The 21,293-nt window shown below is 31.3% G+C and carries 24 protein-coding genes, 1 tRNA gene and 1 pseudogene; 11 read left to right on the top strand and 15 right to left on the bottom strand.

The genetic code is table 11. From position 1 onward, the window contains the following. Positions 1–45 precede the first annotated feature (45 nt). Positions 46–339 (bottom strand): DUF493 family protein, encoded by a 294-nt coding sequence (locus GQR95_RS15325; protein ID WP_159023968.1) that lies wholly within the window; start codon positions 337–339, stop codon positions 46–48. Between the two features lie 90 nt (positions 340–429). Here GQR95_RS15325 and GQR95_RS15320 point away from each other — a divergent pair, with 90 nt between their 5' ends. The 5 genes from GQR95_RS15320 to GQR95_RS15300 all read left to right on the top strand — a co-directional run bounded on the left by GQR95_RS15320 (position 430) and on the right by GQR95_RS15300 (position 5,017). Further along, entirely contained in the window at positions 430–972 is a 543-nt protein-coding gene (locus GQR95_RS15320; protein ID WP_159023967.1) for an AAA family ATPase, read from the top strand. Next, positions 972–2,885 (top strand): ATP-dependent DNA helicase RecQ, encoded by a 1,914-nt coding sequence (locus GQR95_RS15315; RefSeq protein ID WP_159023966.1) that lies wholly within the window; start codon positions 972–974, stop codon positions 2,883–2,885. The genes GQR95_RS15320 and GQR95_RS15315 overlap by 1 nt, the downstream gene beginning before the upstream one ends. A 41-nt stretch (positions 2,886–2,926) precedes the next feature. Next, the gene (fmt, locus tag GQR95_RS15310) at positions 2,927–3,874 is read left to right on the top strand and encodes a methionyl-tRNA formyltransferase (RefSeq protein ID WP_159023965.1); all 948 of its coding nucleotides are present in this window, start codon (positions 2,927–2,929) and stop codon (positions 3,872–3,874) included. A gap of 186 nt (positions 3,875–4,060) precedes the next feature. Then, a complete protein-coding gene (locus GQR95_RS15305; protein ID WP_159023964.1) occupies positions 4,061–4,333 on the top strand; it encodes an HU family DNA-binding protein in 273 nt (90 codons plus the stop codon). A 123-nt stretch (positions 4,334–4,456) separates the two neighbouring features. Continuing rightward, positions 4,457–5,017 carry a YqgE/AlgH family protein gene (locus GQR95_RS15300; protein ID WP_159023963.1) on the top strand — a complete coding sequence of 187 codons (561 nt, stop codon included), beginning with the start codon at positions 4,457–4,459 and terminating at the stop codon, positions 5,015–5,017. Here the strand turns inward: GQR95_RS15300 and GQR95_RS15295 are convergent. Together GQR95_RS15295 and GQR95_RS15290 are read right to left on the bottom strand one after the other, a co-directional pair. Then, positions 5,014–5,856 (bottom strand): aminotransferase class IV, encoded by an 843-nt coding sequence (locus GQR95_RS15295; RefSeq protein WP_159023962.1) that lies wholly within the window; start codon positions 5,854–5,856, stop codon positions 5,014–5,016. The two genes, GQR95_RS15300 and GQR95_RS15295, sit on opposite strands and share 4 nt — an antisense overlap. A 54-nt stretch (positions 5,857–5,910) precedes the next feature. Continuing rightward, positions 5,911–6,297: an START-like domain-containing protein gene (locus GQR95_RS15290; protein ID WP_159023961.1), complete on the bottom strand. Its 387-nt coding sequence runs from the start codon at positions 6,295–6,297 to the stop codon at positions 5,911–5,913. 136 nt (positions 6,298–6,433) lie between these two features. Between GQR95_RS15290 and GQR95_RS15285 the strand changes: the two genes are divergently transcribed. After that, positions 6,434–6,507, top strand: a tRNA-Met gene (locus tag GQR95_RS15285). A gap of 810 nt (positions 6,508–7,317) precedes the next feature. Here the strand turns inward: GQR95_RS15285 and GQR95_RS15280 are convergent. From GQR95_RS15280 to GQR95_RS15265, 4 genes are all read right to left on the bottom strand, one after another. Next, positions 7,318–7,677, bottom strand: coding sequence for a hypothetical protein (locus GQR95_RS15280; protein ID WP_199269615.1), 360 nt, complete (start codon positions 7,675–7,677; stop codon positions 7,318–7,320). A gap of 5 nt (positions 7,678–7,682) precedes the next feature. Continuing rightward, complete coding sequence (locus GQR95_RS15275; protein WP_159023960.1) at positions 7,683–7,937, bottom strand: hypothetical protein; 255 nt, start codon at positions 7,935–7,937, stop codon at positions 7,683–7,685. A 326-nt stretch (positions 7,938–8,263) separates the two neighbouring features. After that, positions 8,264–8,584, bottom strand: coding sequence for a hypothetical protein (locus GQR95_RS15270; RefSeq protein WP_159023959.1), 321 nt, complete (start codon positions 8,582–8,584; stop codon positions 8,264–8,266). After that, positions 8,548–8,757: a hypothetical protein gene (locus tag GQR95_RS15265; RefSeq protein ID WP_159023958.1), complete on the bottom strand. Its 210-nt coding sequence runs from the start codon at positions 8,755–8,757 to the stop codon at positions 8,548–8,550. The genes GQR95_RS15270 and GQR95_RS15265 overlap by 37 nt, the downstream gene beginning before the upstream one ends. A 231-nt stretch (positions 8,758–8,988) precedes the next feature. Between GQR95_RS15265 and GQR95_RS16910 the strand changes: the two genes are divergently transcribed. The 4 genes and pseudogenes from GQR95_RS16910 to GQR95_RS15255 all read left to right on the top strand — a co-directional run bounded on the left by GQR95_RS16910 (position 8,989) and on the right by GQR95_RS15255 (position 11,046). After that, positions 8,989–9,303: a phage integrase N-terminal SAM-like domain-containing protein gene (locus GQR95_RS16910; protein ID WP_370514557.1), complete on the top strand. Its 315-nt coding sequence runs from the start codon at positions 8,989–8,991 to the stop codon at positions 9,301–9,303. 151 nt (positions 9,304–9,454) lie between these two features. After that, complete coding sequence (locus GQR95_RS16990; protein WP_255473266.1) at positions 9,455–9,715, top strand: tyrosine-type recombinase/integrase; 261 nt, start codon at positions 9,455–9,457, stop codon at positions 9,713–9,715. Beyond that, the gene (locus tag GQR95_RS16985; RefSeq protein ID WP_370514556.1) at positions 9,712–9,909 is read left to right on the top strand and encodes a tyrosine-type recombinase/integrase; all 198 of its coding nucleotides are present in this window, start codon (positions 9,712–9,714) and stop codon (positions 9,907–9,909) included. Before GQR95_RS16990 ends, GQR95_RS16985 begins: the two co-directional genes overlap by 4 nt. Then, a pseudogene (locus GQR95_RS15255) lies at positions 9,909–11,046 on the top strand (IS91 family transposase). The gene GQR95_RS16985 and the pseudogene GQR95_RS15255 overlap by 1 nt, the downstream one beginning before the upstream one ends. 284 nt (positions 11,047–11,330) lie before the next feature. Here the strand turns inward: GQR95_RS15255 and GQR95_RS15250 are convergent. The 3 genes from GQR95_RS15250 to GQR95_RS15240 all read right to left on the bottom strand — a co-directional run bounded on the left by GQR95_RS15250 (position 11,331) and on the right by GQR95_RS15240 (position 15,739). Next, positions 11,331–12,176, bottom strand: a complete 846-nt coding sequence (locus tag GQR95_RS15250) for a toll/interleukin-1 receptor domain-containing protein (protein WP_052416565.1) — start codon at positions 12,174–12,176, stop codon at positions 11,331–11,333. Between the two features lie 137 nt (positions 12,177–12,313). Next, positions 12,314–13,486, bottom strand: a complete 1,173-nt coding sequence (locus tag GQR95_RS15245; protein WP_159023957.1) for a tyrosine-type recombinase/integrase — start codon at positions 13,484–13,486, stop codon at positions 12,314–12,316. A gap of 654 nt (positions 13,487–14,140) precedes the next feature. Continuing rightward, positions 14,141–15,739: a T9SS type A sorting domain-containing protein gene (locus GQR95_RS15240; protein WP_159023956.1), complete on the bottom strand. Its 1,599-nt coding sequence runs from the start codon at positions 15,737–15,739 to the stop codon at positions 14,141–14,143. A 558-nt stretch (positions 15,740–16,297) separates the two neighbouring features. Between GQR95_RS15240 and GQR95_RS15235 the strand changes: the two genes are divergently transcribed. Next, positions 16,298–16,690, top strand: coding sequence for a hypothetical protein (locus tag GQR95_RS15235; protein WP_159023955.1), 393 nt, complete (start codon positions 16,298–16,300; stop codon positions 16,688–16,690). Between the two features lie 15 nt (positions 16,691–16,705). On the opposite strand, the gene GQR95_RS15230 is transcribed toward GQR95_RS15235, so the two are convergent. From GQR95_RS15230 to GQR95_RS15210, 5 genes are all read right to left on the bottom strand, one after another. Then, a complete protein-coding gene (locus GQR95_RS15230) occupies positions 16,706–17,842 on the bottom strand; it encodes a carboxypeptidase-like regulatory domain-containing protein (RefSeq protein ID WP_159023954.1) in 1,137 nt (378 codons plus the stop codon). Between the two features lie 78 nt (positions 17,843–17,920). Continuing rightward, on the bottom strand, positions 17,921–18,967 hold the full coding sequence (locus GQR95_RS15225) for a hypothetical protein (RefSeq protein WP_159023953.1): 1,047 nt from the start codon (positions 18,965–18,967) through the stop codon (positions 17,921–17,923). A 76-nt stretch (positions 18,968–19,043) separates the two neighbouring features. Beyond that, positions 19,044–19,793: a carbon-nitrogen hydrolase family protein gene (locus GQR95_RS15220; RefSeq protein WP_159023952.1), complete on the bottom strand. Its 750-nt coding sequence runs from the start codon at positions 19,791–19,793 to the stop codon at positions 19,044–19,046. A gap of 24 nt (positions 19,794–19,817) precedes the next feature. Beyond that, positions 19,818–20,243 carry a VOC family protein gene (locus GQR95_RS15215; RefSeq protein WP_159023951.1) on the bottom strand — a complete coding sequence of 142 codons (426 nt, stop codon included), beginning with the start codon at positions 20,241–20,243 and terminating at the stop codon, positions 19,818–19,820. Positions 20,244–20,287: 44 nt separating this feature from the next. Beyond that, positions 20,288–21,016, bottom strand: coding sequence for a hypothetical protein (locus GQR95_RS15210; protein WP_159023950.1), 729 nt, complete (start codon positions 21,014–21,016; stop codon positions 20,288–20,290). Positions 21,017–21,293: the final 277 nt, after the last annotated feature.

Here is a 21,293-nt window from a genome sequence, read left to right as displayed (position 1 = left end):
AAATGTGCACGAAGTAATTATGCCCTCGCAAAATACAAAAAATTATTAAAGACTTATAACGCCTTCAACATTTTCTGAAACTTCTTTATATTTTTCAATAATAGACTCTGGGTCTTTCATTTTAGCATTTATGGAGATACTGGTATATTTTCCGTTTTTAGAAGGTTGTGTTTTTATAACAGCTCCTAGGTCGTTAAAAATCCCTTCAATTTCTCCTATTTTTTTAGGATCCGATAGTACTATAAATTTATATAAATATACAGCTGGCCAAGAGGCTGTGTCGTATAATTGTGTTTTTAATTTACTATAGAATTCGTCTGGATTTTGTTTCTCGCTCATGATTATTTTTTAAGTTGCTAAGATAGTATTTCGTTAGCATTTTTTATTTCTGATTAAAATCACGAATTTTACAGCCAAAACCTTGCCAAATTGAATACGAAGAAAATTGTTATAACAGGAGGACCCGGAACAGGAAAATCATCAATAATACATGAATTACAAAAAAAAGGGTACTCGTGTTTAGAAGAAATATCTAGGCAAGTAACCTTGCAAGCTAGAGAAGACGGGGTAGAACAGATGTTCTTAACACAACCTGTACTATTTAGCGAACGCCTTTTAAAGGGAAGAGAATCTCAGTTTCACGAAGCAAATACAATATTAAAACCGTATGTTTTTATAGATCGTGGTGTGCACGACGTTTTGGCATACATGGATTTTATTGGAGATGTTTACCCAGATACCTTTAAAAAGGTATGCGATTCTTTAACTTACGATCATATTTTTATATTAAAACCATGGAAAGAAATTTATAAGAGTGATGCGGTGCGTTACGAAAATTTTGAACAAGCTTTAGAAATTCATAAGTGTTTAGTAAAAACCTACGAAGGTTTTAATTACACCTTAATAAATGTCCCTTTTGATACGGTTGAAAATAGAGCCGATTATATTTTAAATGAAATAAAAGCGCTGTAATGCAGCATCCTTTAAAAATATTAGAGCGGTATTGGAATTTTACAGAATTTCGGCCCTTTCAAGAAGAAGCGATTCAAGCGGCTATTGATGGGGAAGATGTTTTTGTATTAATGCCTACTGGTGGCGGAAAATCTATGTGTTTTCAAATTCCAGCTTTAGCTCAAGACGGTATTTGCATTGTTATTTCTCCGCTTGTTGCACTTATGAAAAATCAGGTGCAGGTACTTCAGGATAAGGGAATAAAAGCTATGGCATTAACTAGCGGGCTTAAATATAGCGAGTTAGATGCCATGTTGGATAATTGCATTTATGGGAAGTATAAGTTTTTATATATTTCTCCAGAACGCCTTCAGCAAGAATTGGTACAAGAGCGCATTAGGCTAATGCATGTAAATCTTATTGCCATAGACGAGGCGCATTGTATTTCGCAATGGGGAAACGATTTTAGGCCTGCTTACAAAAGTATTACTACACTTCGCGAATTACACCCTACGGTAAATTGTATGGCGTTAACAGCGTCTGCAACACCTTTGGTTGTAGAAGATATTATTACCGAACTCGATTTTATTAAACCTAAAATTTTTAAACAATCTTTTTTTAGACCAAATTTGGCCTATATGGTTTTTCATGAAGATGATAAATATTACCGTATAGAAACCATTTTAAAAAAATATTCGGCTTCTTCTATTATATATGTACGTAGCCGTAAGCTGACTTCGGAAATCGCTAATTTTTTAGGGTCTAAAGGTATAAAAGCATCATCGTTTCATGGCGGATTGAGTAATCATGAAAAAGACGAACGTTTAAACGATTGGTTGGCTAATAAAATACAAGTTATGGTCGCTACCAATGCCTTTGGTATGGGAATAGATAAACCCGATGTTAAAACGGTAATCCATCTTAATTTACCAGATAGTTTAGAAAGTTATTTTCAGGAAGCTGGTCGTGCAGGCCGAAATGGCCAAAAAGCATTTGCTGTTATTCTGAAAAATAAAAGTGATGAATTATTGGTTAAAAATCAGTTTTTAGATGTCTTGCCAAGTATAAGTTTTATTAAGCAAGTGTATAGAAAACTCTCTAATTTTTGTCAGATTTCTTACGGAGAAGGCGCATTAACAACGCACGATTTTAATTTTAACGAATTCTGTAAAGCATATAAATTTAATGGTGTATTGGCATTTAATGCCCTTCAAATTTTAGACAGAACAAGTATTATTACGTTAACTAAACAGTTTCAAAATAAAACTTTGGTACAGTTTGTAATTACTAATGCATCTCTATTTCATTATTTAGACACACACACAGAATTACAACTTATAGTAAAAACGTTATTAAGAACTTACGGAGGTATTTTTGAACATGCTACCAAAATAAATACAATTTTAGTGTCTGAAAAAGCATCTGTTCAGGAACATGTGCTTTTACGTGCTTTAGATGCTTTAGCAAAAGATGAAATTGTAACTTTACAACAAACAAAAACAGATGCTCAGGTTACTTTTATAGAGCCACGTGAAGACGATAAAACAATAAATAGGATTGCAAATATTATTGAACAACAAAACGATTTAAAGCAGAAGCAAGTACAAAGCGTATTAGATTATGTAAATAACGATAGTGTTTGTAAAACCGTGCAGTTGTTAAAATATTTTGGAGAAAAAGAGGCAAAACCTTGTGGTATTTGTTCGGTATGTATTGGTGCAGTTAAGCCTTTAAAAAAAGCTAAACCAATAGATTTTACTACTATTAGAAAACAAATTATTACTCACTTAGAACATGGCCATTTATCTTCTAGAGCATTGGCTTTAGCTATAAATTGTACAGAAGCAGATGTATTAGCGGTTTTAAAATTATTATTAGAACATCATATTGTAGCCGTTACAAAAACGAATACTTATAAATTATATCACACTTAAAATTTAGATTTAAGCCGATATTATTTCAAAAGATATAAAAAATGAAAAAATTAAATATTGTATTCATGGGAACGCCAGATTTTGCAGTTTCCACGTTAAAAACATTAGTCGAAAATAAATATAATATTGTTGGTGTAATTACGGCTCCAGATAAGCCAGCAGGTCGCGGACGAAAGTTAAACGAAAGTGCTGTAAAACAATATGCCGTTTCTCAAAATTTAACGGTATTACAGCCTACAAATTTAAAAAATGAAGACTTTTTAGCCGAATTAAAAGGATTAAATGCGAATTTAAATATTGTTGTTGCGTTTAGAATGTTGCCCAAAGTAGTCTGGGATATGCCAGAATTGGGAACTTTTAATTTACACGCTTCTTTATTGCCAAATTACCGTGGTGCAGCACCAATTAACTGGGCTATTATTAATGGAGATACAAAAACGGGAGTTTCTACTTTCTTTATAGATGAAGAGATTGATACTGGTGAAATGATTCAGCAAGAATCCGTAATTATTGCTCCCAATGAAAATGCTGGAGAGTTACATGATAAGCTAATGCATTTGGGAAGTAAACTTGTTTTAAAGACCGTAAAGCAAATTGAAGCAGAAGAGGTAATAACAACACCACAAATAGAGAATTCCGACTTAAAAACAGCTTATAAATTAAATAGAGATAATTGTAAAATAGATTGGAATGCATCTATAACAGATATTCATAATAAAATACGTGGTTTAAGTCCATATCCAGCAGCATGGTGTATTTTAGAAAACGGAGACGATGCGTTAGATGTTAAAATTTACGAGGCAAGTATGGAATTAGAACCTCATGATTTTGAAATTGGATCTATCCAGAATACAAAGAAAGAAATTAAAGTTGCGGTTGCTGGTGGTTTTATACATATTAATTATATGAAACTCCCTGGAAAACGAAATATGCAAGCAAAAGATTTATTAAATGGTTATGAATTTAAAACGGGAGCAAAGTTACTGTAACCCCTTATTATAGCTCATTTTAGAGTTAATCTGAAGAAATGCGCAATCGTTATCAACAAATTTCTGAAGTTATTAACAAATAGGTGCTTTTCCTTTGCTATTACTTGCGTGCTAGACTAATCCGTATAATTTTGTATTGGATTTAGAAGAATAACCAACGATTTATTAATTATTAAATTTAAAATTATGAACAAAACAGATTTAATCGATGCAATGGCAGAACAAGCAGGTATTTCAAAAGCTGCAGCTAAAAAAGCATTAGAAAGTGCACTTTCTGAAATAGGAGGAGCTTTAAAAGAAGGAAAAAGAGTTTCTTTAGTAGGATTTGGTTCTTTTTCAGTTTCTGAAAGAGCAGCAAGAGAAGGAAGAAACCCACAAACAGGTAAAACGATTCAAATTGCAGCTAAAAAAGTTGTAAAGTTTAAAGCTGGATCTGAATTATCAGGTGCTGTAAACTAATCATTTACTCCTAACATATTTTTAAAAGCCTTCTATTTTTAGAAGGCTTTTTTATTATATTTTCATCAAACATTGGATTTTAACAAAAATAATATTAGTTTTAGTTATAAATTCCTATGAAATATGATTACAATTAAACCAAAAAAAGGTAGTTTGTTAATCGCAGAGCCATCAATTATAGGAGATGTATCTTTTAATCGATCAATAGTTCTACTAGCAGATTACACCAATGAAGGTTCTATAGGTTTTATTTTAAATAAGCCTTTAGATTATACAATTAACGACCTAATCCCTGAAATTAACGCGAATTTTAAAGTGTATAACGGAGGGCCTGTAGAGCAAGATAATTTATACTTTATACATAAAGTGCCAGATTTAATACCAGATAGTATTGAGATTTCTTTAGGCATTTTTTGGGGTGGAGATTTTAATGTTGTTGCAGATCTTATAGCCAATAACCAAATAGAAGAAAAAGATATTAGATTCTTTTTAGGGTATTCGGGATGGGATAGCAACCAGCTAGATGAAGAATTACGTGTTAATTCTTGGGTTGTTACAGAAAATGTATACCAAAATAATATCATAGAAAAAGACTACGAATCGTTTTGGAAAGAGAAAATGGTAGAATTTGGTGGCGAATATAGTATTTGGTCTAATGCACCAGAAAACCCTAGTTACAACTAGTTTAATCTCATTTTTACATTTAATTTTTGAATTAGTGATTTAGAAACCGTATTTGTAAAAATCTTTTTACGGTATTTACTCACGGGCTGTATTCCTGTAATGGTATTGCTAATAAAAATTTCGTCTGCTTTTTGAAGTTCGAATGCAGATATAGAAGCTTCTACCAACTCGTATTCTGGTATTGCTTTAATAACTTCAATAAGTTGCTTGCGCATAACTCCTTTTAAGCAACCATCTGTTAAAGGCGCTGTTTTTATAGTATTTCCTTTTACCACAAATACATTTCCATTTAAGGCTTCTACTACGTTTTTATTTGTGTTAAGTGTCAAACAATTCTGTAGGTTATTTTCTTTAGCATAGATGCTCCCAATTACATTTAAAGCTTTGTTATTGGTCTTTAATGTAGAAAGTAAACTAGGAGAGATGTAGAAGTCTTTAAATAAATCGATTTCATAGTTTTTGTCTGAAATGATATAGAAATCGTCTTCTAATGGTTTTGCGTCAATTATAAAAGAGACATCATTAGTTTCGGGTAAATATAAGCCGCCTTCATTTCTAAAAACGGTAAGTTTAATACGGGCAGAAGCATCTGTTAGTTGGTTTGCTTCTAAAGTGTTTTTAATTTCAGCTTCAAGAAATTCCATATTAAAATTCATAGGAATTTCCATACGTAGGATACGCATTGACGACATTAGACGAAAATAATGATCTTCCCAAAAAAGAAGTTTTCCATAAGATGTTTTTATAGTTTCAAACAAAGCATCGCCGTAGGCAAAACCTCTATTGTTTGAGTTTAAAACTGTTTTTGTATCCTGAATAGTACCGTTAAAATTAATCATAAAAAAAGCCCGAATAGTTTCGGGCAAATATACTTTAAAATATATAAAAAACGTTTATGCAGAACCTAAGACATGCTTTAAATCTGAAATTTGATTTTCCCAAAGCATTTTAGTTTCGTTAACTTCATCTTCTTCAGAAAAGTCCACAATAATTAAAGACACATCTTTAGTAATTTCATCTACTTGAATACGTAATTCAAAGAAATATGGATCATCTTCATCATGTAACCATCTAAACTTAATTCGCTCTCCGCTTTTTTTACTTAGCATTTTAGCTTGTTCTCCAGCGCCATCCCAAATAAATTCATAAAGTTCTCCTCTAGAATTTACATTGTCTGCAAACCATTCAGATAATCCAGATGGTGTAGAAATATAATTATATAATAGTGTTGGGGAGGCTTTTATTGGGAATTCAAGTTCAAATTTTATTTTATCTTCCATGTGTTAAATCAAAAATTATTGGGCTCAATATATACATTAATTAGAGACTTTCTTGATAATTTAAATAAAAATTAACTTTTATTAAAAAAAGTTTGGAGATACTAAAAAAGTTGTTATATTTGCACCCTCAAAATAAGGCGAGGTAGCTCAGTTGGTTAGAGCGTTGGATTCATAACCCAGAGGTCACGAGTTCAAATCTCGTTCTCGCTACAAGTGTTTATAAGGCTTCACAGCAATGTGAAGCCTTTCTTGTTTTTAACTAGTACAGAATAAGTACAGAATAAGCTTTAGTTAGTGCGTTTTGTGGATGTTTATATTTTTTGATATTATTTAACATTATTTTTAGTTAAAACTTATCAAGAAGTAGGAGATTTCCTTAAGGTTAGTGGCTGGTCCTATCTTTCAGCCCATTCCACTACATTCTGCGAAAAGCTTCATTTCGGGAAAATCGCTTCCTTAAAAAGTCTTGAACACAACGTTAAGGCTTCCGTCTTCTATTTCACTTGCTTCCTAATTCCCGAGAAAAACGGGAAGCAATCAAACTCCATTACAGCCTACAGCCTTAACATTACGTTCGCTTAGCATCCTACTACTGGAAGAAGATTCATTTTCAGAATTCGGTTAGCACATATCCACTTCATTCCATGAAAAAGTTACATTTTGGAAAAAGAGCTTATCTACATAAGTATTGAATTACTCTCCATATTTTAAGTTTTATTTTAATAGTATAGTTTGTTTTGTGGTTGATTGAGTGCTATTCGGTGTCGCTTGGAATAATCAAGTAAATGAAACCGAATGAGTCCCGTGATATATGTCTTATTTGGTATTTTATGAAAAGTATAAAAAATGAAAAACTCCGTTAACTTAATGTTTACAGGGTTTTGGTAAAAATTTCAGCGGAGAAAATGCTGTTCTATTGACAGTTTTGAATTCCAACTAACTTTAAGAGTTTTCTTTGGTTCAAGAAACTAAAGTTTTAAGTGCTTGTTTTACTACTGCCATAGTTATTCAATTTTGGTTTCACTTTTTTATTTCTTCCATTTCTTCATGTGTCACTCCGTATGGAAATCCTCCGCTTGTATATCCAAGAATCATTGCGAAATATTCATCACTTTCATAAGTGCATGAGGCATTTAATTGATCCTCTTGCTTTTTCTTTAATGTAAGTCTTAGCTGTTTATGTGATTCCAAAGATTTTCGCAACTGATTTTCGTACTCTTCTGTAATTTCAATTCCAATCATTCTTAATTCCTTAATAGCACAAAATTTGTCAACGGAATACTTTTTTGAATACCCTTTAACAACATTGTTTCCTGAATAAGTTTTTATCCAATCCTTTGCTGTACGAAGCCTGTATTCTCTTTTAAGAGGTTTTTTCATTTAATCTAATCAAATGGTTCCTTAGGCAAAGCTATTAAATTCTTAATATATCGTTCATTGTTATAAGACTTTCCATGTTTTATAACATCAAACAACTCAACTACGATACACTGTCCAATCATCTGTTTGATTAGAAAATCATCATATCCTTGTTCTAGTAATCTATCCAATGTTGTTTTAGTCTCAGGAGGGTCGTTATCCCTGAGTTGATTATTAATTATCTCAAAAATCTGATCTCTTAATTTCCCATTTGTCTCCATAGTTGCAATGTTTTCGGAGTATGTTGCACAACGTCAGTTTGTCTAATAACCAACTGCTGTTTTATATATTTCTACTAAAATACAGTTTTTTGAATTAGCTGTTTTCAAGATCTTATTTTTTAATTTAGTAGGTATGCTACTTTAAAAACCATTAGATTAGATAGCATAAACCTAAAAAAGGTGAGCCTACAAGACGTAACAAAAGTACACGGACCCTTGATTAAGCAATAAACTAAGCATTGTTTTTATACAGTGTTAACCACTTGCTTTTTTTCGTTAATACTCTAATTCAATTCCATATTCACTGGCTTTTGAATATAACGATATTACTTTCTCGTTATATTATCTTCAATTCCAAGTTCTGAAATTCCATTTATTGCGTTGTTAAACATTTTTCCCAATGCTATATAATAATTCTCATGCCAATATCCAAAATCTTCAATAATTTCTAGGCAACAGCTTACATAATGTAATTCCAATTCAATATTGAGTTCTGTGATATTCATTTTGCGAACTGTGAGAATTATTTTTCGAGCCTCAGTCTCACGTAAATCCATATTTCTCCCATTTGGATAAATATATCTTTCGATTTCTTTTTTATATTTTTCTGTTAACTGTTCAATATTACCTGTGGTGAAAATCCACAAATTCCTCGTATTACTCCATCTAGATTTTGATTGAAATTCCCATAATCAGGATGGAAAGCTTTGTATTCAATCTTATCAGATTCTTCTTTAGATTCTATGAAGAAATTAGAAATATCTGCGTATTCTAGTTCTTCTAAATCCTTTCCAAAATATTTTTCTGCGTAGTTTGTCATAATGTGCTACAACGGTTTTGTGTAAGGAACGTTGCGGTTTTGTATAGCGAGGATTTTCCGTAGGAAAATCAGCAGCTAACAAAATAGCAGCACCCATTGGTTTGGTCTAAAATAAGCAATGTTTTTTACACGTTGTTGAACGAATCCTCCCTATCGGTCGGAAGCCCTCCTGACTGATTCAGAATAAGTTATTCTTTTGTAAAAGTAATAGATTTATTAACTTATGGGTAAATTTTAAATCTATTATTATGTTTAAAAAAAAGTAAAACCATTGCTGAACGCGCCTTTTCAGATGTAAAGGATTTCAGTCATCTTCAAACCAAACTCGAACAGAGTTTCTCTATTAATGGCAAAGCCAAAAGCACTTTAAACAACTATCTCCGGTGCTTGGCACACTTAGCTTTGCATTACAACCGAAGTCCTGAAAAACTATCGGTAGAACACGTTCAGAACTATCTTTACCATTGCCAGAAACTTCACAAAACACCTTCCGAGAGTTTTCTTTTAAACACACCATTTTCGGACTCAGAGCAGCCTACAAAGTGATGGGCATGGAAGCCAAACGTGTAGCGCTTCCTCAAATTAAAAGAGATATTAAACTACCATGTGTTCTAAATAAAGAGGAAGTTAAGCGCCTTTTAAAAGCGCCTAAATATCTTAAGCATCGTTTGATAATAGGTATGCTTTACGGTGTGGACTGCGTAGCTACGAACTCTGCGCTGTTAAATTATCTGATCTCGATTTTGAGCGTAAAACCGTGTTTATTCCTAAGAAAAAAGGAAAAATAGATCGCTATGTGCCTTTGAGTCCGCTTCTGATTAGGGGATTAAAAAAATACATCACAACAGAAAACCCTCAGGGACATCTTTTTAATAGCCAAGTTTCTAAAGCTGGAGAATCACGCGGATTAACCACCAACGGTATACGCTGGATTATTAAAGAAACAGAAGTAAAATAGGGAGTTCTAAACAGATAACTGCCCATACTTTACGGCACACGTTTGCTACACATTTATTAGAGTATGGTGTTGATATCGTCAGTTTAAAGGAACTTCTTGGACATGCACATATCGAGATGACACTCACGTATCTTCATGTTGCCAATTTGCCTAGTGGTTCCAAATTTTCTCCCTTGGATAAACTTTACGATTAATGTTTTGTAAACATAAAGTAGCTGACATTTTAGAAATGGAACAGCTACAGCTCAAAACATTGAGTCTGACCTCTTGGCATTACCGTGGGTTACAAGCCATAAGAAGGTGTCGCACCAAAGCTATGGGTGGCCATATTGATAAATGCGATTGTTGCCAAGCCTTACACATTAGTTATAACAGTTGCAGAAATAGACATTGCCCAACATGCCAGGGACACAAACGTGAACAGTGGATAAAAGCCAGAGAAGGCGAACTATTAAATGTGCCTTATTTTCATATCGTTTTTACGCTTCCAAGTGAGTTTAATACCTACGCCTGAGTCATGGTAAAGTAATTTATAGCAGTTTATTTAGAACCGCATGGCAAACCCTGCAACAGTTTGGAGACAACCCCAAACACTTGGGCGCTAAACTGGGTATGATTGCTATACTTCATACCTGGGGACAAAACATGAGCCTACATCCGCACTTGCATTGTATTGTTCCTGGCGGTGGATGGCGTAAATCAGGGACATGGAAAAGTGCAAAAAATAAAGGTAAATATCTATTCAATGTAAAATCTATGAGCAAGGTGTTTAAGGCTAAATTTATCTCTGAACTTAGGAAAAGTGAAGTAAAAATCCCAAAGAAAGTTTATAATACAGTGTACAGTAAAAAATGGGTGATCTATGCGAAACAATCTTTTAGAAGTCCAAAATATGTTATTGAATATCTAGGCAGATACACGCATAAAATTGCAATAAGTAACCATCGTATTATTGCTGTAGATCGTGAAAATAAAACGGTGACTTTTACCGCGAAAGATTACCGGCACCAAGCTAAAAAGATAAAGTTGACTTTGTCCAGTGAAGAATTTGTTAGACGCTTTGCTTTGCATATTTTACCCAAGGCTTTACACGCATACGGCATTACGGTATTTTAAGCAGCAGCTGGAAAAAAGAGAAATTACCGAGACTACAAGCCGAACTGGCTTGTAAAAAGATAGTGAGTATTAAAACAGTCGAACCTGTTTTACACCGTCGTTGTCCCGTTTGTAAAAAAGGAAAACTACATACCATACTACTATTTAACGATCGTGGTCCTCCCGAAAATTGGAGGGTATTATTAAGAGATAAAAAATTAAATAAGGTCAATTAAAAAAAACAATCTGCAAGCGCGGACAGACCTCTCAATGGCTAAACTTAAAATTTAAGCCATTATAAAGTGAAATTATATTAAGTGTTACCGAAAAAAGAAACAATCTCTTCCAAATAAAGACTGATCAGCGTAGTTTAAACATGTAAACTACAATCGATTACCAAAGCATCCTTCCCTAAACACATCGTTTTCCCCATAAGAGACATCTTCTGCCGACTTCGTCAACACAATATTCAGCTCTGGCCTATCGGCGAGCCGAATACTTAGTTATTGTAAGTTGTTTTTTATTTTATTTCCTTGTTTATTCGATTAACTATTCTGTCTCTTTTTCTTTCCCAAGTTGAGTTGTTTAGAATATTTTTTATACTAAATAAACTTTCGATTTGTCCTTTAAATTGAGTTAATGCTGATGTATCATTTATTTCAAATCCTTGAGTTAACGGAATTACTCCTTTAATATCTTTAAAAGACAAAGGTGGAATTAATATCGGAATATGAGTGTTAGTTTTCATCCAAGTTGCTCCCATTTCGCACAAACAAACAGGACTTTGATAAAAGTTTTCTGATAAAATGAATAGGACAAGTGCATTATTATCTAATTCGTTTTTTATTCTCTCTAAAAAGTTATCTCCATAGTCAATTCCATAACCATTAAAAGAAGTGCAAAATATTTGAGTACTATTTAAACCTATAGATTCCAAAATTTCTATAACTTCCTCCACAATTGCAGAATCTTTTGAAGAGTGACTGATAAAAATCTTTGTTATTAAATTATTATCTTCTAATTCATTACTTTCTTCGATTTCTGGAATAGTTCCTAACTCTTCTTTAAATTCTTCTAGATAATTTTCTATTGATTGTATCAATGTATCAAAGCTCCTTTTGTAATAATTTCTATGAGTTTGACTATAATCTTGACCTCCAATTTTCATACCTCTATAATGAAATTCTAGGGTATTAAGTTGTTTAACTTCCACAGATTTTTCTCCAAATAGTTTTACGAATGTTCTCTCGACTAAATTTTTCCAACTTTTAAATTTCGGATTACTATCTGATTCAGATTGAATTTCTTTTGATTTTTCAATCAATTTATTTAGTAGTTCTATTTTTCTTTCAATCTTGATGTTCATAGGTTTTGGTTAAATAACTTACAACTGGTTATATACAAATAATTGTTTGCTTTTATCTCAAAAATAGACGGGATAAACCAATGTTTGCATTGTTTTTATAAATTTACAGATTATTAATTAATGTAACAGATTTAATTTTAAAAATTCTGACTTAATAAACCTGTAGGAGATGGTGTTGTCGCAGAAATATTCTTTAAAGCAACGTCTAATGGGCTTTTTATATGTAGTAAATCCTTTTTGCTTACATGGGTGTAAATCATGGTTGTTTCCGGTTTACTGTGCCCTAATAATTCTTGTATATATCTAATATCTATACCTTGTTCTAATAAATGTGTCGCATAACTATGTCTTAAAGTATGTGGTGTTACGCGTTTAGTAATTTTTGCTTTCTTGCAACTGCGTTTTAAAAAGGCTCTAATGCTTTCGGTGCTATATTGTGGCTGATTTTGCCCCTCAAACACATATAACTTTGGTTGGTAAGTAAACACATAGTTGTTTAATAAAGGTAAACATGATTCTGCTAAAATTATATATCTATCCTTTCGTCCTTTTCCTTGTTTTACAACTAACTGCCGGCGATCTAAGTCTAGGGCGTTTAGCTTTAAATTTATAACTTCTCCTATACGTAAACCACAAGAATATATAAGTGCTATTATGGTTCTGTGTTTTAAATTCTCGGTACATCTAATTAAATCTAATATTTGAGGCTGAGATAATACAGTAGGCAATAACCTGTCTTTTTTAGGTCTTAATAATTCAGGTTCACTAATCTGGCATGCGGGGTAAAAAGCTTTAAAATGTTTAACGGTGCTAATTAATTGGCGGTGTGTACTTATGGCATATTTTTTAGGAACCATAACTTGTTCTACAAATGCTTCTATTACACGATTATTTAATTGGTCTAAAGGTTTGCCATCATAAAATTCAATTACATCTGCAATTAATGTTAGATAGCTCATTACCGTACTTTCACTGTACCGTTTTCCTCTTAAGTAATTTCTATAGGCTTTTAAAATGGTGCGATGCGTTTCACAGATGTTTCGTACTCGTTTTATATGTTTTGTTCTATTTACTAAACTAAAATCTACTGTACTATCATTAATATCTGCATGGCCTTTTAAAGTGTCATGTATTAATTGTAACGCATCTATAGTATAAAGAATATGCCAACGCCTAAGAGAAAAACTCCACGTTGCATTAGGTAATGATTTTACACGTTTTTTAAGCACGTCATTGTACTTGAATTCAATAAGTAATCGATGTGCTTTTTTATAATATTTAGTCGAAATTATAACTTCAGGTAACGCCATTCTAATTCAGTTTAATAATTAGTAAAACATTGTAAATTAGTGTTTTATTTTTTTAAACGGAATAAAGTTGAGTTTAAATTATAAAATAAATGATGAGCTTGTTTCTGAAATCTAATAAAGAAACTTAGTAGTTTATAGTTGTGATTTTTATAGATTATCACTGAAGTTATTCTGATTTTAAACTCGTATTTAAATGAAAAATAGGTTAGTTAGTCCTGTAATTTGTTTTATCTGCTACAGAAAGAAAACTGAAAATAGCTAACATGCTAATAGTTTTTTTTTATTTGAAAGTATAATGTCTACTGTATTCTATCAATACGTATACTTTTAAAGTATACTCTATTCATATTTTTATAAAATGCATTTAGAGTAGGAGAAGATGTGTTTTGGAATTCACTGTTTTTATTTAAAATCTTCAGAAGAAATTTTTAATGATGTTTTTATTTTTTATAAGAAGTAAAAGTATAATATGAATATATTAATGCAATTGTGATAGGTTTTTACAGTTTATGATGCTTTATAAATAAGCGTTATCGGAGATAAAAACAATACATTATTCAGCTTAATATTTAAAATAATATAATGAAAAAAGCAGTACTTAACTTTTGTTAAATACTGCTTCTGTAAACATTTAAAATAAGGGGTTAAAAAGTATTATTTTTTAATAACCTTTTTTGTAACAGACGTATAAGGTGTGTTTATTTTTACAAAATAGATACCACTGTCTTTATTTAATAAAGATACTTTTATTGTCGCACTTTCTACATTGGTAATATTATCTATAATTTTCCCTGTAATATCTGTAACTAAAACACTTTCTATAGATTGAGTTGAATTGTCTATAATAGCAAAGTCAGTTGTTGGGTTAGGATATAAATGAATATAAGCAACATCAGAATCTGTAACACTTAAAGACGCATCTTCAGATATAAAATGAGGTTCTCTTCCTATATTATTACTGTTTAAAGCAAAAAAGAAAACGCCGTTATTATAAGCGTAAAAACGTTTAGGTTTAGTTTCGTCATCTTCTGTAATTACAATCTCTTCTGTACCTGCTTCAGTACCATCAGAAATCCATAAATTAGTATTAAAACCTCCACCTGCAGACATGTATATGTATGTGTCTGTAGCATAAATTTCTGAAGGTAAAACAAAACCACTAGAACTTCCTGAAGCAATATCTTTTACCATATATGTTCCTGAACTTGTTCCGTCACTAGTCCATAATTCAATTCCGTTTTCACCGTTGTCGCCCTTGTAGTATAACTTATTGTTAAAAACAACTTTGTTTTGTGGTGTGTAACCTTCACTTCCTGGTTCTGCATCTAAAACTAATTGTGTTCCAGATTCTGTCCCGTCTGTAATCCATAATTCTGGGCCATTAGTGTCGTCGCTACCAGCAAAAAATGCTTTATCTCCTATAACCGTAAAAGCAAGTTCGTTAGAGTTGTTGGTTGTTGGCCTGTTTAATGTTTTTATTTCTACAGTACCTGCTGCTGTACCATCTGTTGTCCAGATAGAATTACTATTGTCCCAAAAAAGAACCTTATCATTTAATGTTGCCAAATCACCAGGATCTACATCGTCACTTATTTCTACAGTACCTGATTCTGTACCATCTGTTTTCCATAATCCTTCTCTACACGTAAATAAAAGTTCATCGTTAAGAATGGCGTAGTCTTCAGGGAAACTACTAACAAAAGATGTGCTTATGTTTTTTACAAGTGCAGTACCTTCTTCTGTTCCGTCTGTAGACCATAACTCGTAACCCTCATCATCTGTTATTCCTGTAAAAAATACTTTGTCATTAAAAACCATAAAGCTTGGAGAACTTCCAAAAGAAGAGAAAAATACGCCATCGTTATCACCCGCAGAAATATCCTTTACTAATTGTGTGTTAGCTGCTACACCGTCTGTAACCCACCATTCTGTACCGTTTACACCATCGTCTGCAGTGAAAACTAATTTATCGTTTATTATATAAAAATTATCACAATTAGACCCAGAAGCACCTGCGTTTATATCGTAAAATAATTCGGTATTACTTCCATCGTATTTCCAAAGTTCACTTCCATTAACACCATCATTTGCGGTAAAATAAAGATTGCCTTTAAACGTGATCATGGATTTTTCTGAAGCTAAAGATACATCAGAATCTCCTGTTAAATTAATGTCGCTAACAAGGCTTGGTGTTTGCGCATTTGCTAAGAAACATGTTAATAAAGAATAAAATAATAGGTAGTTTTTTGTCATAATTGTAGATTTTATTTTTCATGAATATAATAAAATTAGTTCTCGGTAGGTAAACTCGAATTTGTATACAAACTATATATTTGTGAATATCTGTTTCTCTAGCCTTAATTTTTTAAAGATTTAAGTGATATCTTTTAATCAAAAGAACTATTTTTTTTATAAAATTAAATAGGTTTATGTACTTGATTATAAAAACTTTACGTTTTAATTATGAAGTGTTTCTTGTTTTCTAGAAATATTAAAACAGGTCTTAATAACCAACAAAAAGGGTATTAAATAATATTTAATATATTTTTAATGTTTTTTTTCTTTTGTAGTCTAAAGCTTACTTATGTGTTGCTTTTTTTCGTAATAATATCGATAAGTTGTATGTTTTTTATGTTGAATTAAATAAGATAAAAACATCCGATTTATGGTTTTGTAATTTTAAGTGAAGTTAATCGTTGCGTGTTTTTGTGTATTAGAAGGAATTATTATTAAGATAAAAACGGATTTATTAATTGAATTATTAATGGTAAATTTGCGGCACCAAATTAATTTATAATTAATCTTTAGTTTATGCCATATCAAGAAATGTTTGTCCTTTTTTGGGAAGAAGTAGTCGCAAGTTGCAAAGCTGGAACTTTTGCCAAATTAACTATGGCAAAGACCATTGGAAAGCCAGACCTAAAAAATATATTTGTTAGACCTGTTTATGCTGATGGAGATTTTAAGGTTTTAGTAAAATTACGCTACCAATCTAGAGAAACCGAAGACGAAGAAAGTGAACAAACATTAGATGAAGCTTTTTTATTTTTAAAACCATACCTTAAAACTTCTTTTTTTTCTGTGCTTTTGTTTACAACAACTAAAGATGTACTTTTTAAAATAAATAAAAAAGGAGCAGGTTCTATGACAGAGCATGCACCAACATTTAAAAACGTGATACCGCCTAAAAGTGATTTAGAGTAAATTAGGTTGTGAATATTATTCAAAATCGGGTAGAATAGGGTTTAGATCTTTCCAATTAGCATGATGTAAAGACTTCTCTTTATTAAAAAGATCTTTGTTTATATTGATAGTTTTTAAGTCTTCTAAACCAGAAATGGGGATTGTTTTTTGTGAGTATACATCAGATTTTAATATAATGTTTTTATTTTCATCTGGGTATTTTTTATACTTAAGCGTCACGTCCCAAATAATACGATTGTAGTTAAAATACCATTTGTTATCGTCTTTTTTCTGATAGCTAATATGGTTTGTAAATGTATTGGTAATGATGGTGCCTTTATAGATTCCCATTTTTTTATTATACCCTTTGTTAGTGTCTTCTTTTCGGAGAGTTTTCCATTCAATTTCAGCGATTGCGTAAGACGCTTTTTCTATAGTAAGTACACCTTCAAAAGGAGAGTCTTCCCAATACTTTTCCTTCGTCTTAAAAGCAATTTTTATATACAAGGCATCATTCCATTTTACAGATTTTAAATACGTAAAATCAAAGTACTCAGAAGATGTAATAAATCCAAATTTTGGAGAAAAATCTAGAAGCGATACTGGAGGTATGTCTATGTTAAAATGTTCTAAATCGTTTTTTGTGAGCTTGATACTGTTTAAAAAAACTCTTTTGTTTTCATTAGAAAGGTAAGCAGGACAGAGAATTGAAATTTCAGCATTCCCTAAAAATAAGTAATTGCCATCTTCTACAATTTGTTTCCTAAATAAGGCATTAAAAGCAGTATTGCTTGATGGATAGTTATTTGCTAGATTATCACTAACTTTTTGTATGGTGTTTAGTGCGTAGTTTGGTGGCATTATTTCTATTTCTGAAAGCGCAATATTAGATGGATTCATGTTAATATTAACTGCTTCTAATGCGCTAGAAAAAAGAGTGTCTTTACTTTTATAACCTAGCATTGAAAAACGAACTGTATCTGTAGGGGTTATATTTTGAATTTGGAATTGGCCACGACTATTTGTTATTGTTCCTTTATTAGAATTTACAATAGAAATGTTTACGCCATCTAATTTAACATGATCTGATGTTACGTTACCTTTAATATTAAATTGAGCGTGTAAGGCTAAGTTTAAACCTAAAAAAAGGAGTGTAAATAGAATGTGTTTCATATTCTAAAAGAGTTAAAAGGATGTGTTTTTACTGTTTTTTTTATCAGCAAAAACAGCAATATTTAATAATACTCTAATTTATTCTTTTTTCTTAAGAAGATAGAGTCCCTGACTTTTACTTTCGTTTTGATTTGTTGGAAATGAATACTTAATAAATGAAAGTTTTGTTTTAGATTCGAATTTTTTAGGAATTGTATAAAGGTTTAGGTAGGCGTCTGAATGGAAAAACATAAAAGGGTATTTAAAGGCATTTTCTTTAAATCGTATATATTCTTCTCCTATTTTTAATTTATAGTAACCAACGCCTTGAAATTGCGCAATAATGGGCGTGTAAGTATAATTTTCTGCAGATTTTGTTTTCTTAAAATCAATAGTTTTAATTTTATTACTCACATATTTTAATCCTTTTTCGGGATAATTAAAATATTTTAAATCTTCGTCCGGATACATTTTATCTGCACTAGAGCCTGAATGAGACATCCAATCGGAGTAGGTATTAGACGCATTATCTTTTAAAAAGATTAACTTCTCGAATTTAGCGGGATAATTCTTAAAGGTTATTTCACTTATATTATCGCCTTCAAAATAATAATCATTAGCGAGCTGTAAAGCGACCCAACCTGCTTTTATTTTAAGATAAATGTAATCGTTATTACTATAAATTACGGTAGTTGCTTTGTTGTAATAATCTTCGAATAACGTGATCCATTTTGTGTCTAAGGTGTCTGTTTCTGAGTTTATTTTTTTATAAAAAGGTTCAAATTCTAAACTGTTTTTTGAAAGATCACATACGGTACTATCTGTAAATACGTAATGTGATTTATAAGGTAAATCGCCCGATGGATGTTGTATATTGATTAATACATCTCCTTCTGCACTTATTTTTATCTTATTATAAGAATCGTCTACTATAAAGTAATTACGGACAGAATCGTAAGTAATGTACATATACGTCTTATCTGAAATTTTGTCTAACACAAAGTTTTTAGAGCTTACACCTGCGCTTAAATATTTGTAGTCACTTTTTTTTAAAACAAAATCAGGAATTAAATTAATAGTAGAACATTGCTGAACAAAAACAAGAAGGACAAGTATTAAAATAATCTTTTTTTTAGGTGCCTTCATGCGATTTGGTTGGTGTTTTTAATAATTAAATACGGCTAAATATTCAGGCTTAATAAATGTGTTTTTAATTTATAAATTAAGCGTTAGTTGTTGTGTTGTTTAACTGTGTTTTAATGGTTTTAAAAGTGTCTGTATCTACAATTGCTATACCTTGATGTGTTTGGTCTAGTTGTTCTATTAATTGTCCTTTAGTATTCCAAATAGAACTTTTTCCGGCACAATTGTAACCGCCTGAATGGCCTACGTAATTTGCCATAACAGCAATTAACCCGTATGTTTTAGAGGTATTAGAAATTAGATTTATATCTTTATCTACGCCATTTACAGAGTTTAATACACTGGCAATATAAACTGTAGCATCTGCATGATATACGTCTTTAGCATGTTCTGGTATAGAAACTTCATAACAGATTGCAAATGCAATTTTGTTGTTTTTAAATGTAATTGGGGCTAAGTTTTTTCCTGGAACAAAATAATGCTCTTCTCCGGGGTGTAAGTGGTTTTTAGAATATATTTTTCTAGGTAATTGCGGCTGAAAAATAATCATACTAATACAAATTCCGGCATCATGTTTTATAGGTAATCCAACTGCAATTATAATAGTATTTTCGTTACTTATTTTCTGAAAATCATCAAGCCTAGAATCGTCTTTTGTCATTGCTAGGGCTTTTGCTAATTCGGGTTCGTAACCGGTTAAAGAAAGTTCAGGGAACACAATTAAATCTGCATGATTTTGAAGAGAAAGGGAAATCAGTTTTTTATGAATTTCTATATTATTTAAAATATCTCCTTTAATGGGATGTGTTTGTGCAATGCAAATCTTCATGCTTATAAACGGTGTTTTAAGGTCTTATTTTTCGAAAAGCTGATTGATGTTTTTAAAGGCTTTAAACTCCAGTGCATTATTCTCTGGATCTAAAAAAAACAGTGTTGCTTGTTCTCCAACTAGTCCTTTAAAACGAATATAAGGTTCTATAACAAAGGTTATGTTTTTCTTCTGTAATTTTTCTGATAATTCAATCCATTTATCCCAATCTAAAACAACTCCAAAATGGGGAACAGGCACATCGTGACCATCTACAGGGTTTGAAATATGATTATTCGGAATCTCGTAACTCGATTTCTGATGAATCACCAATTGATGTCCAAAAAAATTAAAATCTACCCATTGTTCAGAACTTCTACCTTCAGTACATTCTAAAATTTCGTTGTAAAAAGATCTGCAAAGCGCTAAGTCTTTAACTGGTATAGCAATATGAAAAGGATTTACATTCATGATGTTTTGTTGTTTAAAGTATAAGACGTTGTTTTTTTGTAATCTTATTTTTCAAAAGTATAGGTGTCAATTAAAAAACTGTCTACCTGATCTTTAGTTATGTTTTTAATTACTTTTTTAGTAAAATTTGGAGTGTGAATATAATAGGTAAACTCACCTTCGTTAGAACATATATAATTTACTTTTAAAGTGTTTTGTCCTTCAATTAAATTTAAGTCGGTAAGACCTCCAGTACCTCCAAAGACCATTAATTTATTATCGTTTAGAGTTGCTTGAAATAAGGCAGTGCTTTCAGAAAAAATAAAAGAAGCATCTGCATTTCCTAAACTAGGTGTGTTAAGTTCAGAAGTTTCATCTGTATTCCAAACATAAAATTTAGACGTTACACTTCCAGACTCTTCTTCACTTGAAAAATAGAAAAGCGGAACAAGTTCGTCAACAGCGGTTAAAGCAAAACTAAACTTGCGAGAGTTATTCGATTTATGTTTAAACTTCAATTTAATAGTGTTTTCACCTTCTTTTAAAACAAAAGCGATCTGATCTTTAACTATAGGCGGAAAATCTTCAAATTGACTTTTTAGAGGATGGTTTTTGTTTAGAATTTTAAGTCCAGATACAGATCCATTTCCAATAGAGACGCCATTAATTATAAGTTGTACATTGTAATTGTTATTATTTCCATAAACTAATAGTTTTACGGGGTCTAAATTTTTAGGTGTCATACTTAATAGAAATATTGAGGTTAAGATTAATAAACTAACTCTTTTTATCATTTGTTTAATGTAATTATGCTGTTATACGTGTTTTAATTTCTGTAATGCGGAACGTAGAAGTTGTAAAACGAATAAAAATAGCTTTCTTGTATTTAAATTATTGAATACTTTTTTTTGTAAAAACAGTGCGTGTAATTATTTATGATTGAATACTGTTTTTGTATACCAAATTTACCAAATAGTAATTAGATAGCGTGTTGGTAAAGATTTTTTATGAGTAGGTTAGGAGTAATTAATTTCTAATCGTATAACTGACTATATCTTACGTTTTTTTTAA

Source organism: Formosa sp. L2A11, from assembly GCF_009796865.1.
GTDB lineage: Bacteria > Bacteroidota > Bacteroidia > Flavobacteriales > Flavobacteriaceae > Formosa.
The sequence above is the reverse complement of the archived record's forward strand: the minus strand, read 5'-3'. Positions and strand labels throughout refer to the sequence as shown.